At 70.7% G+C, this 16,299-nt stretch carries 11 protein-coding genes and 1 tRNA gene; 4 read left to right on the top strand and 8 right to left on the bottom strand.

Annotated features, from left to right (window positions below):
• Together glmU and ABLI39_RS06060 are read right to left on the bottom strand one after the other, a co-directional pair.
• A complete protein-coding gene (gene glmU, locus ABLI39_RS06065) occupies window positions 1–1,491 on the bottom strand; it encodes a bifunctional UDP-N-acetylglucosamine diphosphorylase/glucosamine-1-phosphate N-acetyltransferase GlmU (protein WP_349412532.1) in 1,491 nt (496 codons plus the stop codon).
• Between the two features lie 200 nt (window positions 1,492–1,691).
• Window positions 1,692–1,763, bottom strand: a tRNA-Gln gene (locus ABLI39_RS06060).
• A 235-nt stretch (window positions 1,764–1,998) separates the two neighbouring features.
• On the opposite strand from ABLI39_RS06060, the gene ABLI39_RS06055 reads away from it, so the two are divergent.
• Window positions 1,999–2,598 carry a TetR/AcrR family transcriptional regulator gene (locus ABLI39_RS06055; protein WP_349412656.1) on the top strand — a complete coding sequence of 200 codons (600 nt, stop codon included), beginning with the start codon at window positions 1,999–2,001 and terminating at the stop codon, window positions 2,596–2,598.
• Window positions 2,599–3,068: 470 nt separating this feature from the next.
• On the opposite strand, the gene ABLI39_RS06050 is transcribed toward ABLI39_RS06055, so the two are convergent.
• The 5 genes from ABLI39_RS06050 to ABLI39_RS06030 all read right to left on the bottom strand — a co-directional run bounded on the left by ABLI39_RS06050 (window position 3,069) and on the right by ABLI39_RS06030 (window position 9,439).
• Window positions 3,069–4,895: an ABC-F family ATP-binding cassette domain-containing protein gene (locus ABLI39_RS06050; protein ID WP_349412531.1), complete on the bottom strand. Its 1,827-nt coding sequence runs from the start codon at window positions 4,893–4,895 to the stop codon at window positions 3,069–3,071.
• Between the two features lie 84 nt (window positions 4,896–4,979).
• Window positions 4,980–5,942: a 4-(cytidine 5'-diphospho)-2-C-methyl-D-erythritol kinase gene (locus tag ABLI39_RS06045; protein WP_349412530.1), complete on the bottom strand. Its 963-nt coding sequence runs from the start codon at window positions 5,940–5,942 to the stop codon at window positions 4,980–4,982.
• A gap of 70 nt (window positions 5,943–6,012) precedes the next feature.
• Window positions 6,013–6,924 (bottom strand): 16S rRNA (adenine(1518)-N(6)/adenine(1519)-N(6))-dimethyltransferase RsmA, encoded by a 912-nt coding sequence (gene rsmA / locus ABLI39_RS06040; protein WP_502935194.1) that lies wholly within the window; start codon window positions 6,922–6,924, stop codon window positions 6,013–6,015.
• 126 nt (window positions 6,925–7,050) lie between these two features.
• Entirely contained in the window at window positions 7,051–8,226 is a 1,176-nt protein-coding gene (locus ABLI39_RS06035; protein ID WP_349412529.1) for a resuscitation-promoting factor, read from the bottom strand.
• A 280-nt stretch (window positions 8,227–8,506) separates the two neighbouring features.
• Complete coding sequence (locus ABLI39_RS06030; RefSeq protein WP_349412528.1) at window positions 8,507–9,439, bottom strand: TatD family hydrolase; 933 nt, start codon at window positions 9,437–9,439, stop codon at window positions 8,507–8,509.
• Between the two features lie 162 nt (window positions 9,440–9,601).
• Between ABLI39_RS06030 and ABLI39_RS06025 the strand changes: the two genes are divergently transcribed.
• From ABLI39_RS06025 to ABLI39_RS06015, 3 genes are read left to right on the top strand one after another with little or no spacing between them, the layout of a single operon-like run.
• Window positions 9,602–10,789 carry an AAA family ATPase gene (locus ABLI39_RS06025; protein ID WP_349412527.1) on the top strand — a complete coding sequence of 396 codons (1,188 nt, stop codon included), beginning with the start codon at window positions 9,602–9,604 and terminating at the stop codon, window positions 10,787–10,789.
• A gap of 15 nt (window positions 10,790–10,804) precedes the next feature.
• Window positions 10,805–12,190, top strand: coding sequence for a DUF58 domain-containing protein (locus ABLI39_RS06020; protein ID WP_349412526.1), 1,386 nt, complete (start codon window positions 10,805–10,807; stop codon window positions 12,188–12,190).
• A complete protein-coding gene (locus ABLI39_RS06015) occupies window positions 12,187–14,724 on the top strand; it encodes a transglutaminase TgpA family protein (RefSeq protein ID WP_349412525.1) in 2,538 nt (845 codons plus the stop codon). The genes ABLI39_RS06020 and ABLI39_RS06015 overlap by 4 nt, the downstream gene beginning before the upstream one ends.
• On the opposite strand, the gene ABLI39_RS06010 is transcribed toward ABLI39_RS06015, so the two are convergent.
• Window positions 14,721–16,220: an NAD-dependent succinate-semialdehyde dehydrogenase gene (locus tag ABLI39_RS06010; RefSeq protein WP_349412524.1), complete on the bottom strand. Its 1,500-nt coding sequence runs from the start codon at window positions 16,218–16,220 to the stop codon at window positions 14,721–14,723. The two genes, ABLI39_RS06015 and ABLI39_RS06010, sit on opposite strands and share 4 nt — an antisense overlap.
• Between the last annotated feature and the right edge of the window lie 79 nt (window positions 16,221–16,299).

Raw genomic sequence — 16,299 nt, 5'->3', positions numbered from 1 at the left:
CTAGCCCTGTTCTGTCGATGCCGGAGTAGTGGAGGATGTCGGGGTGGCGCCGGCGGCTTCGGCCAGCGCGGCGGAGAGGGAGCCCGGGCGGTTCGCCGCGACCCAGCCCTCGGCGTTGCGCTGCTTGGCCAGGGACAGGGCCAGGGCGCCGGCGGGCACGTCGCTGCGGATCACGGCGCCGGCGCCGCTGTATGCGCCGTCGCCGACCCGGACCGGGGCGACGAACACGGTGTTGGAGCCGGTGCGGACGCCGGAGCCGATGACCGTGCGGTGCTTCTTCTCGCCGTCGTAGTTGGCCGTGATGTTCCCGCAGCCGATGTTGGTGTCCTCGCCGATCTCGGCGTCGCCGGCGTAGCCGAGGTGGGAGAGCTTGGAGCCGCGGCCGATCGTGACGTTCTTCGTTTCGTAGAACGCGCCGATCTTGCCGGTCTCGCCCAGGACGGTGCCGGGGCGCAGGTAGGTGAAGGGGCCGACGCTGGCGTTCGCGCCGATGCGCGAGCCGGAGCCGTGGGTGCGGATCACCGTGGCGCCCTCCCCCACCTGGACGTCGGTCAGGGTGGTGTCGGGGCCGACGACGGCGTCGCGCGCCACCGTGGTGGCGCCGTGCAGCTGGGTGTTGGGCAGCAGGCGGACGTCCTCGTCGAGTGTGACGGTGGCGTCGATCCAGGTGGTGGCGGGGTCTACGACGGTGACGCCGGCGCGCATCCAGGCTTCGACGGTGCGGCGGTTGTGTTCGGCGCCGAGGGCGGAGAGCTGGACGCGGTCGTTGGCGCCTTCGACCTGCCAGCGGTCTTCGGTGACGACGGCGGCGACGCGACCGCCGGCGGCGCGGGCCAGGGCGAGGACGTCGGTCAGGTATTTTTCGCCCTGGGCGTTGTCGGTGGTGACGTGGGCGAGGGCGTCCCGCAGCACGGCGGCGTCGAAGGCGTAGATACCGGAGTTGATTTCGCGGATCCCGCGCTCGGCGTCGCTGGCGTCCTTGTGTTCGCGGATGCCGGTCACGGTGCCGTCGTCGGCGCGGAGGATGCGGCCGTAGCCGGTGGCGTCGTCGAGGACGGCGGTGAGGACGGTGACGGCGTTGCCCTCCGCCTCGTGCGCGGCGACAAGTTCGGCGAGCAGTCCGCCGGTGAGCAGGGGCACGTCGCCGTAGGTCACGACGACGGTTCCGGCCAGCTGCGCCTGGGGGTGCTGCGCGTCGAGGGCCTCGAGGGCGGCTTCGACGGCGCGCCCGGTGCCGGGCACCGCGTCCTGGTCGACGATCAGCGCCTGCGGGTCGAGCGCGGCGATGTGCGCGGCGACCTGGTCACGTTCGTGCCGGACCACCAGGGCGAGTTCGCGCGGCTGGAGCGAGCGGGCGGCGTTCAGTGCGTGGCCGACGAGGGAGCGTCCGCCGATTTCGTGGAGGATCTTGGGGGTACGGGATTTCATCCGGGTACCGGCACCTGCAGCTAGGACAATGACGGCGGCGGGGCCGGTGTTCTCGGGGCTCACGTACGGGCTCTCCTTGCTCAGTGGCCTGACTCAGTGCCGCTGCTCGGTCGATCTCAGTTGGCCCGTGGACGACAGCCAGGTGGTCTACCTCGTTGCCGGCTCCGCGCGGCCGAGCCGGACCACGTTCCGGCCGCGGCATCCTCTTCATCCTACTGGACTCCCGTCGGACCGGTTCCGCCGGCCGCGGCCGCCCGCGGCAGTTCCGCCCATAGGACTCGAACCTATACTCCACGGCTCCAAAGGCCGGGGTGCTGCCATTACACCAGAGCGGACCGTGCCCGGGCGTCAAGCCTGTGGCACAAGAGTCAATTCTGCCACGAAGGATGTTGCTCGTGCGACCCGGCGCCCGGGGGCGGTGGGCGGGGCGCCGGGGCCCGGGTGCGGCGGCCGAGTGCTGGGCCCGTAGGGCATGATGGTGCTGTGAGCAACAGCGCAGGCGTGTCCGGAGGGGCGGACCACTTCACCGGCAGGCCGGTGCGGTCCCCCGGCCACATCCCCAGGGCCCGGATGACCGGCCCGCAGCGCCGCACCCAGCTGATCGGCGTCGGCCGTGGCCTCTTCGCCCTCCGCGGCCTGGACGGCACGACCATCGAGGAGATTGCCTCCGCCGCGGGCGTTTCGAAGCCGGTGATCTACGAGCACTTCGGCTCCAAGGAAGGCCTGTACACCCAGGTGGTGGAGTGCGAGTTCCGGATCCTGCTCGGCTCCATCAACGACGCCCTGTCCACGGAAGCCAAGCCGCGCGTCCTGGTCGAGCGGGCCGCCCTCGCACTGCTGGGCTACATCGAGGACCGCACGGACGGCTTCCGCATCCTGATGCGCGACGCGCCGCCGTCGCAGCCCGAAGGCGCATTCTCCACGTTGCTCTCGCAGGTGGCGGCACGCGTCGAGTACATCCTGGCCGACGAGTTCGCCCGCCGCGGTTTCAGTGCGGCCGACGGCGCCATGTACGCCCAGATGCTGGTGGGGATGGTCGCGATGACCGGCCAGTGGTGGCAGGACAGCCGGACGCCCGACAAACGCGAAGTCGCCGCGCACCTGGTGAACCTCGCCTGGAACGGCCTCACCGGCCTGAGCAAGGAACCGGAGCTGAAAACCGAGGACTGAGGCTCATCTTAGGGGTCACCTTCGCAGCGCAGCGGCCCTTCGCCGTCGCTTAGACACGGCGCAACAGGCCCCTACGGTCGCTGGGCGACCTTCGGAGCCCGTTGCACCGCGATGCGCGACTACGCGAAGAACCCCCGCGCCGCTATTGCCAAGAGTTCCGTTCCGGTACAGCCAACCACCTAACTTGGAGACGGTCCCCTCCCGCGGTGGCCGAGAGTTCCGTTTGGGGACAATCGCCCCGCGAGGAAAAGGTCCCCCGCCGCCTTTGCCGACAGTTGCGTTCGGGAACTGTTCGCGCAGTATGGTGACGCTCCGAGCGCCGGAGGCGGTCCTTCCGAAAGGAGCGCATCGCAGCGCCTCGGGGTCCGGAGGTCGCCCAGCGACCGTAGGGCTCCGATGCGCTGTGTCTAAGCGACGTGGAAGGGCCGGCTGCGGCACCCAACCCGGCCCAACCCAACCGCCGCGGCGCGCTATTCGCCGAGGACTTCGAGGGCCTCGAGCCACTCGAGTTCGAGGGCTTCGCGTTCTTCGGCGAGGGTTTTCAGCTTCTTGTTCAGCTCGGCCATGGCGTCGAAGTCGTTGTCCGCGGTGCTCTTGACCATCTGGGCGTGGATCTTGTCTTCCTGCTGGGTCAGTTTGCCCAACTGGCGGTCGATCCGGTTCTTGGCCTTGCGGGCGTCGCGCTTCTCGGCCTCCGAGGGGCCGGACGCGGCCGGGGCGGAACTGCCGCTGGCGGCGGTGACCGGGTTGCCGCCGCCGGTGATGGTGGAGCCGGCCATCGCCGACTCGCGCAGCTCAAGGTACTGGTCCACGCCGCGCGGCAGGGCGCGGATCTTGCCGTCGCCGAGCAGCGCCATCTGGTGGTCCGTGACGCGTTCAAGCAGGTAGCGGTCGTGGCTGACCACCACAAGGGTGCCCGGCCAGCCGTCCAGCACGTCTTCGACGGCGGCCAGCGTGTCGGTGTCGAGGTCGTTGGTGGGCTCGTCCAGCATCAGCACGTTCGGCTCCCCCACGAGCAGGCGCAGGAGCTGGAGCCGCCGTCGTTCACCGCCGGAAAGGTCCCTGACAGGGGTCCACTGCTTCTCGTTGGTGAAGCCGAGCTGCTCCACGATCTGGCCGGCGGTGAATTCCTTGCCGCCGACGTTGAAGGAACGCTTTTCGCGCTCGATCACCTCGATCACCCGCAGGTCCGAGACGTCGTCGAGCTCCTTGACCTCCTGGCTGAGGACCGCGGTGACCACGGTCTTGCCGCGCTTGACCTTCCCGGACGTCGGCTGGATCTCGCCGTTGAGCAGCTTGAGCAGGGTGGTCTTGCCGGCACCGTTGACACCCACCAGGCCGAGCCGCTCACCGGGGGCCAGCCGGAGCGTGATGTTGTCGAAGAGCTTCTGCCCGGCGGAGCCGCCGAGGAAGTCCAGCGAGACGTTTTCCAGGTCCAGCACGTCCTTGCCGAGCCGCGCGGTGGCCATCTTGCTCAGCGCCGTCGAGTCGCGCGGCTCCGGGACGTCGGCGATCAGGGCGTTGGCGGCCTCGATCCGGAACTTGGGCTTGGCGGTGCGGGCCGGGGCACCGCGGCGCAGCCAGGCGAGTTCCTTCTTGACCAGCTGCTGGCGCTTGCTTTCCATTACGGACGCGGACCGGTCGCGTTCGGCGCGGGCCAGGACGTAGGCGGCGTAGCCGCCGTCGAACGGGTCCATGATGCCGTCGTGGATTTCCCAGGTCTTGTTGCAGACTTCGTCGAGGAACCAGCGGTCGTGGGTGACCACGAGGAAGGCGCCCTGGTTGGGCCGCCAGCGGGTCTTCAGGTGCCGGGAGAGCCACGCGACGCCTTCGACGTCGAGGTGGTTGGTGGGCTCGTCGAGCATGATGACGTCGTGGTCCTCGATCAGCAGCTTGGCCAGCGCCACACGCCGCTTCTGGCCGCCGGAGAGCGCGTGCACGTTGGCGTGCCAGTCGACGTCGGACACCAGGCCGCCCATGACCTCGCGGATCCGCGGGTTGCTGGCCCATTCGTAGTCGGCCTGGTCCCCGACGATCGCGGCACCGACGGTGAGGTCGCCGTCGAGCACGTCGCTCTGGTCCAGGTAGCCGATGTTGACCTCGCTGCGCTTGGTCACCCGGCCCGAGTCCGGGGTGGAGCGCATGGCGAGCAGCCGCATGAGGGTGGACTTACCGTCGCCGTTGCGGCCCACCATGCCGATCCGGTCCCCCTCTTCAAGGCCGAGGGTAATGCCATCGAGGACGGTACGGGTTGCGTACGAGACCGTGAGGTTCTCGCCGCCGAGCAGGTGTGCCACGGGGAACTGCTTTCCTAGAGGTAATGGTGGAGCTGAGGGCGCTGATGGCGCGGGGTGGTTTTGCCGCCGCTGCGGCGAAAGCTATTAAAGGAGCGTATCGGAGATGATGCGGGCGCCGTGCACCGGCCCGTGGACCGCCAGGGCGTCGAGGCCGTGATGCCGCAACTCCCCGGCAAGGGACTCGGCGGCCGCCGCGCCGTGGGCCAGCAGCGCCACCGTGGGCCCGGAGCCGGAGACGAGGCCGGCGATCGCGCCGCTGGATTCGCCGAGGCCCAGCACGTCGCGCAGCCCGGGGGCCAGTTCAATCGAGGCGCGCTGCAGGTCGTTGACGAGGACCCTGCTCAGCGCGTCGGCGTCGCCGCCGCGGAGGGCCGCGAGGACCCGCGGATCCACCGAGGTGGGCTCCTCGATCTCCACCCCCTCGGCGGCGCGCAGCCGGTCCAGGGTGCGGAACACCTCCGGCGTGGATAGGCCAAAGTCGGCGGTGACGAGGACCCAGTCCGTCTGCGCCTTGACCAGGGCGGGCGAGAGTTCGTCGCCGACGCCGAGCCCGACGGCGGTGCCTCCGAGCAGCGCGAACGGCACGTCGGCGCCGAGTTCCGCGGCCAGGTGGGCCAGTTCGTCGCGCGAGAGCCCGCTGTTCCAGAGCGCGTCGCAGGCCAGCAGGGCGGCTGCAGCATCGGCCGATCCGCCGCCCATACCGCCGGCGACCGGCACGCGTTTGGTGATCTCCAGGTGGACGCCGGTGGAATGCTCCGAGACATCCGCCATAATGGCCGCCGCCTTGTAGGCGAGGTTGCGCTCGTCGAGCGGGATGTCGACGCCGTCGAGGTCCAGGGTGCTGGCCGGGCTGATGCTGACCGTGATCCCGGGGGTGTCCGTGCTGGTGGCCGCGACTTCCTCGTAGAGCGACACCGCCAGGTAGACGCTGGCCACCGAGTGGTAGCCGTCGGCGCGCAGCGGCCCTACGTCCAGTGAGACGTTGACCTTGCCGGGTGCCTTGACCCGGACGGTCCTCGCGGAAAAGCGCCCTCTCACTGCGTTCATGGCTCCACGCTATGGCATGGCAGGCCGTGGCTCCAAGCAGGGCCGGCGGCTCCGACGGCGGGGACCGCGGTCAGGAGGCGGGCCGGGCGTGCGCCTCGGCGATCCGGGCAAAGGCGGCAATGTCGAGCACTTCGCCGCGGGCGGTGGGATCGACGCCGGCGGCCCGGAGGCAGCGTTCGGCTTCCGCGGCGCTGCCGGCCCAGCCTGCCAGGGCGGCCCGGAGGGTCTTGCGCCGCTGGGCGAAGGCCGCGTCGATGACGGCGAAGACGTCTTCGCGGGTGGCGGTGGTGGCCGGCGGTTCCCGGCGGGTGAAGGCGACGAGCCCGGAGTGGATCTTGGGCGCCGGCCAGAAGACGTTCATCCCGATCACTCCGGCCTTGCGCATGCCGCTGTACCAGGCCGCCTTGACCGACGGGACGCCGTAGGTCTTGGAGCCCGGGGGCGCAGCCAGCCGGTCGGCAACTTCGTCCTGGACCATGACCAGGCCGTGCCGCAGGCTCGGGAAGTGCTGCAGCAGGTGCAGGACGACCGGGACGGCGACGTTGTAGGGCAGGTTGGCGACCAGCGCCGTCGGCTGGACCGGAAGTTCGGTGACCTTCATCGCGTCGGCGAGGACAAGGTGGAAGTTTTCCCCGGCGTCGGGCCGCCACCGGCTGACGGTGGCGGGGAGCTTGCCGGCGAGCACCGGATCGATCTCGACGGCGACGACGGCCTTCGCGGCGTCCAGCAGGCCCAGGGTCAGCGAGCCGAGGCCCGGTCCGACCTCCAGGACCGTTTCGTCCGCGCCGATGTCCGCCGCGGCGACGATGCGCCGGATGGTGTTGCCGTCGATCACGAAGTTTTGGCCCAGCGTTTTGGTGGGGCGGACCCCGATTTCCTCGGCCAGCCTGCGGATGTCGGTGGCGCCAAGGAGGGGCGCGGGTGCGCCGGGGGGCAGCTTCCCGGCGGGCTCGACGGCGGCAGAGGGGGTGGGTTCAGTCACCTAGGTATCCTATCCCGCGGCGGCAACGCACGAAGGCCGGCCCCGGGGGTCCGGGACCGGCCTCAACGGCCAGCCGAAGTCCTGCGCGGCGCAGGTCAGGCGCCGCGGGATTTCCAAGCGGGTGCGCTAGCGGGACGCCGCCCAGCCGCAGCCCCAGGGCTGCAGGCCGCGCTGGGCGTAGACGCGGTTGGCGATGTCGATCTGCTGGGCCTTGGTGGCCTGGCTGGCGTTGGGGGCGTAGGCGCCGCCGCCGGAGCCCACCCAGGTGCGGATGTCGAACTGCAGGCCGCCGTAGTAGCCGTTGCCGCTGTTGATGGACCAGTTGCCGCCGGACTCGCACTGGGCAATCTTGTCCCACATGGCTTCGTTCATCATGGCCGGGGCCGCGGCGCCGGTGTTGGCGGCGGCTTCAGCCTTGGGCTTCTCCTTCGTGCCGACCGTGACCTTTTCGGTCACCGGCTGGAGGGTGATGTTCTGGGAAACCAGGGTCCGGGAGGCTTCGCGGCCGTCCACCAGCACGAGTTTGAAGCTCTTGCTGATGCTTCCGGCGGCACCGGCCTGGGTGACCTTCTTCTCTCCCTTGAGCATGGCCGCGTCTTCGGTGGTGAGGGTCTCGAACGGGATGGCCTCGGTGGCGTCCGCGGTCTTGGTGGCGTCGACCCGGGACACCTTGACGACCATGTTGTTGACCACGGGGGCGTTGGCCGGCTGCGAGGTGCGGTCGCTGGCGCCGAGCTTGATGCCGGCGTCGGCGAGCAGGTTCCCGACGGTGGCCGCGGTGGTGGTGGTCTGGGTGGCCTTGCCGTCGGCGACGATGGTCACGGATTTCGGCGTCGAGATGCTGACGAAGGAGCCCGAGACGGCGAGCTGCGCGTCCTTGGGGGCGGAAACTTCCGAGGCGCTGGCGACGCCGAGTTCGCTCACGAGGGACTCCACCGTGGGCGCGGTGGTGTTGATGGTCCGCTCGGCGCCGTCCACGCTGACCTTCACGGCCTTGGCGAGGTTGACGTTGATAACGGATCCGTCCTGCACGTGGGACTCGGCCGAGGGCGAGACCTTGTCGGCGGACTGCAGTTCCACTTTGGCGCCCCGGACCACCTGGCCGACGGTGCCGCCGAAGGTCTGGACGGAGCTCACTTTGCCGTCGACGTTCAGGGTGACCGTCTTGTTGTTGCCAACGAAGGCGACGAGGCCCAGCACGAGTGCCACGAGCACCACCAACTGCGCGCCGACCTTGACGAAACTGACCTTGCCGTCCGAGGTGAAGAACTTGACCACGATTGCCCATATCTTTTGGACCATCCGGGCACGGGGATAAGCACCCACGCCTCCCCTGCGCAAACACCCCCAGGGCAGCTCCGGACGGGTCCGGATATTTGCGGAAAACGCGGGTACCGCCACACCCCCAAACGAGAGCGCACACGTGGATTGTTTACCGCGGTGCGCGCCGGGAGGGAGTGAAATTATCCGAAGGCCTTCCCCGACCCCGGCTAATAGTTGACCACTGTAACCGTAGCGTTATAAACCAGCCAAGATTTTGTGCATACCCGGTATGTTGCCAGAGTGACGCCGGGGGATGGATTTAGTCCCAGGATCCGTACGCCTGCAAGGTGTTTTCGGCCAGCTGGGCACACAGCCCGGAGAGCTCCCGGCCTGTCAATTCGGCCATCGCCCGGACCGTGTACGGAACCATGTAGCTGGCGTTGGGCCTGCCGCGGTGCGGGTGGGGGGTGAGGAACGGGGCGTCCGTCTCGACCAACAGCCGGCCGGGTTCGGCGATGGCCAGCGCCGCCCGCAGGTCCGCCGCGTTCTTGAACGTCACCGTCCCGGCGAAGGACATGTACCAGCCCTCGCTGTTGCAGGTGCGGGCCAGGTCCTCGCCGCCGGAGAAACAGTGGAAGACCACTCGCTCCGGGGGCCCTTCTTCACGAAGCACCTGAACGACGTCGTTATGGGCGTCGCGGTCATGGATCTGGAGCGTCAGGCCCAGCCGCTTGGCGATGTCGATGTGGCGTCGGAACGAGTACCGCTGCTGGGCCAGCCCCTCCCCCTCGGTGCGGAAGAAGTCCAGGCCGGTCTCGCCGATGGCCCGGATCCGCGGATGGGAGGCGAGGGCCTCGATTTCGGCTAGGGCCTCCTCCAGCTCGCCGCGGGCGGCGTAGGCAGGGGCGTCGTTGGGGTGCAGCGCGACGGCGCCGAGCAGCCGGGAGTCCTGCTCCACCGCCTGGACGGTGAACCGGGAGGATTCGAGGTCGCAGCCGACCTGCACCGCGCCCCGCACCCCCACGGCCTCGGCGGCGTCGAGGGCGTCCTTGATGCTGACCGCCGGACCCCCCAGGGAGTAGTCCGCGCCCGGGAAGTCCAGGTGCGTGTGGTTGTCCATGACGGGCACCGGCAAGGGCTCCGGCGCCGGCGGGTACCCTTTCCGGCTGGACGGGCCGGTTCCGGAGGGACCGCCGTCGGCCGCGTCGCTGCCGGTCACACGGAAAGGGGCGGGAGTCAGCGGATTGCACATTCTTCCAGCCTAGCTGCGGGCCGCGCGGAGATTTACCCGGAACTCTCTGTCTGCATCGTCAGTTGTGTTAGTACGCTGTTAGGAATACAGGCGTGCACGAGATGGGGTTCCCGGCAGTCGCTGCCGCTCCGCCCGGGCCGCACCAGGGCTGAAAGGCTGCCGATGGACTACCACCGACGCACCTCCGTAGACGAAGCACTGCCCGAACGGCAGGGCTTCCCGCACGAGCCGGCCGGGTCCGGAGCCGGAAGCACCGCCGGAACCGGAGCCCCGAGCGCCAACGGCAACGGCCGCAGGCAGCCGGGGCCCGCACTGCCCGCGCCGATGGAGTCCGAGGCTTTCCACGCCGCCAGCGAGCGCATCCTGCGCGCCATTAACACCGTGATCGACGGCAAGGCCGAGGCGGCAAAGCTGGCGCTGACCGTGCTGCTCGCCCAGGGCCACCTGCTGCTGGAGGACGTCCCGGGCGTGGGCAAGACCCTGCTGGCGAAGACCCTGGCCCGCACTATCGACTGCTCGGTCAGCCGGATCCAGTTCACCCCGGACCTGCTGCCTTCCGATGTCACCGGCGTCTCCATCTACAACCAGGCGTCCCGGATGTTCGAGTTCCGGCCGGGTGCCGTGTTCGCGAACATCGTGATCGGCGACGAGATCAACCGCGCCTCCGCCAAGACCCAGTCGGCCCTCCTGGAGTGCATGGAGGAGCACCAGGTCACGGTGGACGGAAACTCCTACAAGCTGGACGAGCCCTTTATGGTGGTGGCCACCCAGAACCCGATCGAGATGGAGGGCACCTACCCGCTCCCGGAGGCGCAGCGGGACCGCTTTATGGCCCGCATCTCGATGGGGTACCCGGACAAGGACTCCGAAATGGAGATGCTGGAAACCCACCAGGCCACCTCCCCGCTCGCCCGGGTGACGGCCGTGGTCACCGCGGACGAGGTGGCGTCCATGATCGCCACCGTCCAGCAGGTGTACGTGTCCCAGTCGATCAAGGAGTACACGGTCGCGCTGGGCCGCGCCACGAGGGAAAGCTCCATGCTCCGGCTCGGCGCCAGCCCACGGTCCATGCTGCAGCTGCTGCGCGCCGCGAAGGCCACCGCCGCCCTGGCGGGCCGGGATTTTGTGCTGCCGGACGACGTCGTGAGCGTCGCGGAATCGGTGCTGGCGCACCGGATCATCCTGGACCGCAAGGCGGCCAGCACGGGCGAGACGCCGCAGAGCGTCATCCGGGCCATCCTGGCGAGGGTGCCGGTGGGACAGGACGGGGCCCCTGCGCCGGCCCGGACCGGGCGTGGGAACGGACGGCCCCGCTCCGCCGCGCAGCCCGCCGCGAACCCCACAAGCTAGGGAGCTGGCGCGGCTGTGGCGTTGCTGGACCATTTTCCGAGGCACATCTTCAGCCCGCGCGGCTGGGGCCTGCTCGGCACGGGAATCGTGTCCCTGCTGGCCGCCCAGCTGATGGGGCGCCGCGACCTGCTGGCCCTGGCCCTGCTCTTGCTGGTGCTGCCGTTGCTGTCCCTCGCCGGTACCCGGGTGCTCAAGCCCCGGTTCCAGGTCTACCGGGAGTTCAATCCCTCCCCGGTCGAAACGTCCGCCACCACCACGGTCCGCCTGGCGGTGGCCCGCACCGGGGCGGGGACCGGCCACGCCCTGATGGAGGAGCAGCTGCCGTCCCGGTTCGGGCAGTCCCCGGTTTTCCGTTTCCCCGCGCGGACCGCCGCCGCCGGGTCCAGCCGCTATGAGTACCAGCTGCGGAGCGCGAAGCGCGGCCAGTTCCTGATCGGACCGGTCACGGCCGAGTTCAGCGATCCCTTCGGGCTCTCCGTCCACCGCCACGCGATCGACGCCGGCGACGTCCTGACCGTCACCCCGGCCGCCGTCGACCTGCCCGAAACCGGGCTGGCCGGCGCACGCGGCCACGACGGGGTCACGGCGACGCGCATCCGCGCCAACCCCAGTGACGACGACGTGATGACCCGGGAGTACCGGAACGGTGATCCGATGCGCCGGGTGCACTGGGCGGCGACCGCGCGCCATGGTTCCTTGATGGTGCGCCAGGAGGAATCCGTCACCACCCCGGAGGCCACCATCATCCTGGACCAGCGGTTCCTGGCCTACTCCCACGGCGCCGGGTACGTCTCCGGCGGCGCCGCAGCCGATGCGCACGACCTCGTCACCACGGATGCGTTCGAGTGGGCAGTGACCGCCGTCATGTCCATCAGCACCCACCTCGGCGAGCGCAACTATGCGCTGCGCTGCCTGGACCCGGCGGGCGACCCGGCGTTCCTGCATTCGCCCTCGGCGCCCGAACCGGAAGCCGACGAGTACGCCGGCGCCGGCGGCCTGCAGTCTATTGCGGAGAGCCTGGCGGCGATCGGCCTCACGGGACCGCGCCACCCGGGCGCCGACGCCGGACCGCAGCCGTTCGATGACCGGCTGATGGACAAACTTTCGGCGCACCGGCTGCGCGGGCCCATCCTCGCAATCCTGGGGCGGCTTTCGGCGGCCGAGGCGGCGGCCCTTGCCCCGGCGGCAGGGTTCGGCGCGAACGCCTTCGCCCTGGTCATCACCGACCGTGCGGCGGACACCGGCCCGGTCCTGGAGATTCTGCGCCGCGGCGGCTGGCGCGCCGCGGCCGTCACCGCGGCCACCCCGCTGGCCGCGGCCTGGTCGGCCTTCGACCAGGGCGGAAGTCCGGCGCTCACGGCGGCCGCCGATGTGCGCCGCGGGGCGGCAGGCCGGCGATGACCCTGGCACCGCAGCGCACTCCGGCCGCCGGGAGCCCCGCGTCCGACGCCGGGCAGCGTCCCGCGCCCGCACCGGGCGGCGCCGGCCGGCCGAACCCGGCCGTCGTCGAACCATGGGCGATGGGGCTCGCCGTCGCGGTGGCGGTGGCGGGGGCCGCCCTGGGACTGAACGGCGTGCTGCGCGGCTGGGCGTGGTTCCCGGCGGTGCTCACCACGGTCTTCACGGTGGCCATGACCCTGGCGGCGCTCCGGGCCCTGCGGCTGCGCGGCGTCCTGGTCGGCGCGGGCGGGTTCCTGGCGCTGGCCCTGGTCCTGACGTTTACCTTTTTCCGGCAGCACAGCATCGCCGGTTTTATCCCCTCCGGTGACACCATGGCCCAGCTGCAGCGCTATCTGCGGCGGGCCAGCGAGACGGTCCTGGCCGAGAGCACCCCGGTGGCACCCAACGCCGGCATTGTGATGCTGATCTGCGGCGTCCTGGGCCTGCTGGTCATCCTGATCGACGCGCTCGCCCTGCCGCTCTCGTTGCCGGCGACCAGCGGGCTCGGGATCCTGGCCATCCTGGTGGTCCCCGCGATGGTTAAGCCGCAGAGCGTCGGCTGGCTGGGTTTCACCGGGGCGGCGGTGGGCTACCTGATGATCCTGGCCTGCAGCCACTGGTTCCACCCGGGTGCCGGGGCACGCACGGATACGGCACGCAACCCGGGCCAGCTCCGGCGCGCCACCCTGACCGGGGCGGTGGCACTGGCCCTGACGCTGCTGCTGCAGCTGGTTGTCCCGGGCTTTGACCAGGGCATCTTCCCGCAGGGCTCCCGGCTGAATCCCTGGGGCACCGCGAACGGCCTGAACCCGATGATCAGCCTGGGCAACAGCCTGCGCAGCCCCACCGGCACCGGCCGGATCACCTATGCGACGAACGCCGCCACGGCCCCCTACCTGCGCTCGGCCACCGTGGACAGCTTCGACGGCGATTCCTGGTCACCGGATGACCGGGACGCCAGCCGCAGGGTGGGCACCGGGAGGATCGACCCGGGGGTCGACTCGACCGTCGAGGAACAGGTCAGGGTGGTCACGGCCGTCAATGCCGGCCAGTTCACCAGCCCGTACCTGCCGGTCCCCTACGCACCGGAGGCGGTCAACGGGCTGACCGGCCGGTGGAGTTGGGACCCGGCGACGCTGAGCATCAAGGGCGTGGACCTGAACTCCCGCAACCAGCAGTATGTGGTGATGTCCGTGGCGCCGAAGCTGACGCCTGCCACCCTGGCGCAGTCCTCGGCACCGGTGCGCGGCATTGCGGACACCTTCACCCGGGTTCCCGGCAACGTCCCGCAGATTGTGCGCCAGACCGCGGACACGGTCACGGCCGGGAGCAGCACCAGCTACGCCAAGGCGATGGCGATCCAGAAGTACCTGCGGTCCGTGGAGTTCCGCTACTCGCTCCAGTCCCCCGTCCAGGGCGGCTACGACGGCAACGGGCTGTCGGTGCTGGCCGACTTCCTGGCCGCCAAGAGCGGCTATTGCATCCACTTCGCCTCGGCCATGGCCGTGATGGCACGGTTGGAAGGCATCCCGAGCCGGATAGCCGTCGGCTATGCACCGGGCCGCGCCACCGGAGCGACGGTGTCGCTCGCAGGCCAGGGGGCGCTGCCGGAGTACGAGGTTGATGCCCGCGACGCGCACGCCTGGCCGGAGCTGTACTTCCAGGGCGTCGGGTGGGTGGCGTTCGAGCCGACGCCCTCGCGCGGCGTGGTGCCGGCCTACGCCGTCGAGCCGGCCGCGCCCAGCGGCGCCAGCACCAACGAGAACAATGACGGCCTGTTCCCCACGGGCGACCCCAAGCCCACCGCGGCCCCGGCTCCGGCCCCGCTGCCGCTGCCCGGCCCCGGCGGTGAGGCCGGTTCCGGGAATCGGTTCGCCCCGCTGCTCTACGGCGCCGGCGGGCTGCTGCTGCTGGTGCTGCTGCTCGCAAGCCCGGCGCTGGCCCGCCGCGGCCTCCGGCAGCGCCGGCTGCAGCTGGCAGGGGCGGCCGGCGGAGGTGCGGCACCGGCCTGGACGGAGCTGCAGGACCTAGCCACCGACTTCCGAGTTCCGCCCGGCGAGAGCGAGACTCCGCGGCATTTCGCCGCACGGTTGAGCGGGTCGGCCGCGCTCGGCGGCGTAGACGCGCTCGGCGGCGTGGACGATCCGGGCCGGCCGGGGGAACTCGGCGGCGCGGACGCGGGGGCGCGCGCCGCCGTGGCGGAACTCACCGCGAACTTTGAACGCCAGCAGTACGGCCGGCCCGGCGCGGAGACAGCGGCCGGCGGCGCGGCCGCGGACCGGATTGCCCTGGTCCGGGAGTCCCTGCGGGAAAACGCGTCGTGGTGGACGCGGCTGCGCGCCACCTGGCTGCCGCCGTCGCTGCTGGCCCGCTGGCGGCGCCGGGCGTCGACGCCGCTGCGCGCGGTATCGGGCCCGGCGAGGGGCGCCGGGCGGGCCGCCGCGGAGGCCTGGTCAAGGATCCGCGACGCCGCCCGGCGGCTCCGCCGCGGCTAGCCGGCGTAGGGGTCCGCGATCCCGATGTACTGGGTGTAGAGGTACTCCTCGATGCCTTCAAGGCCGCCCTCGCGCCCGAGACCGGACTGCTTGACACCGCCGAACGGGGCGGCCGCGTTGGACACCACGCCGGCGTTCAGGCCCAGCATGCCGGTCTCGAGCCTTTCGCCCATCCGGATGCCCCGGTTCAGGTCCCTGGTGAAGACGTAGGCCACCAGCCCGTACTCGGTGTTGTTCGCTAGCCGGACGGCTTCGTCCTCGGTGTCGAAGGTGATGATCGGGGCGACCGGGCCGAAGATCTCCTCGGACAGGATCCGGGTGCCCTCGGTGACGCCGGTGAGGATCGTGGGCTGGTAGAAGTAGCCGGGGCCCTCGACGGCGGCGCCGCCCAGCACCGCGACCGCGCCGGCGGAGACTGCGTCGGTGACCAGTTCGTGGACTTTGTCGCGGCTCTTCGCGTCGATCAGCGGCCCGACCTTGGACTCCGCCTCGGTGCCGCGGGCCGTGGTCATCTCCGCCATCTTCGCGGCGAATTTCTCCGCGAACTCACCGGCGACGGACTCGTGCACAATGAACCGGTTGGCCGCGGTGCAGGCCTCCCCCATGTTGCGCAGCTTCGCCAGCATCGCCCCGGCCACGGCGGCATCGACGTCGGCGTCCTCGAACACCACAAACGGGGCGTTGCCACCGAGCTCCATCGAGGTCCGCAGCACCGTCCCGGACGCGTCCGCGAGCAGCCGCCGGCCGACCTCGGTGGAACCGGTGAAGGAGAGCTTGCGCAGCCGGGAGTCCTTGATCAGCGGCCCGGTCGTGGCGCCGGCCGTCGAGGTCGGGATCACGTTCAGCACGCCGGCGGGCAGGCCGGCTTCGAGCATCACGGCGGCGAACAGCTGCGAGGTCAGCGGGGTCAGGTTCGCTGACTTCAGCACCATGGTGCAACCGGCCGCAACGGCGGGGGCGATTTTGCGCGTGGCCATGGCCAGCGGGAAGTTCCATGGCGTGATCAGCAGGCACGGGCCCACCGGCTTTTTAGTCACCAGCAGCCGGGACTTGCCATCCGGGGACACCGAGTAGCGGCCGAAGGCACGGACGGCTTCCTCGGAGAACCAGCGCAGGAACTCCGCGCCGTAGGTGACCTCGCCGCGGGCCTCGGCCAGCGGCTTGCCCATCTCCAGGGTCATCAGCAGCGCGAAGTCATCGGCCCGTTCGGTGACGAGGTCGAAGGCGCGGCGCAGGATCTCGCCGCGCTCCCGCGGCGGGACCTTGGCCCAGGACTCCTGCGCGGCGGCGGCCGCGTCCAGGGCGGCGGCGCCGTCCTCGGGCCCGGCATCGGCCAGGCTCAGCAGCACCTTGCCGGTGGCGGGATCCTCGACGTCGAACGTCTTGCCGGACGCGGCCGGACGCCACTGTCCGTCAATCAGCAGGCCGGTCGGCACGGAGGCCAGCAGTGCGGCTTCGCGCTCCGCGGTAACGGTGGGCTGGGCAGTTACAGTCACGATGACTCCCTCGTCGGCAGTGGGTTCGGAAATTTCTGATCGGCCTGCGGCGGCTTGGCGCCGCAGGCCCGGACTACTG

This window comes from Pseudarthrobacter sp. B907 (genome assembly GCF_040137805.1).
Lineage (GTDB): Bacteria > Actinomycetota > Actinomycetes > Actinomycetales > Micrococcaceae > Arthrobacter.
The sequence above is the reverse complement of the archived record's forward strand: the minus strand, read 5'-3'. Positions and strand labels throughout refer to the sequence as shown.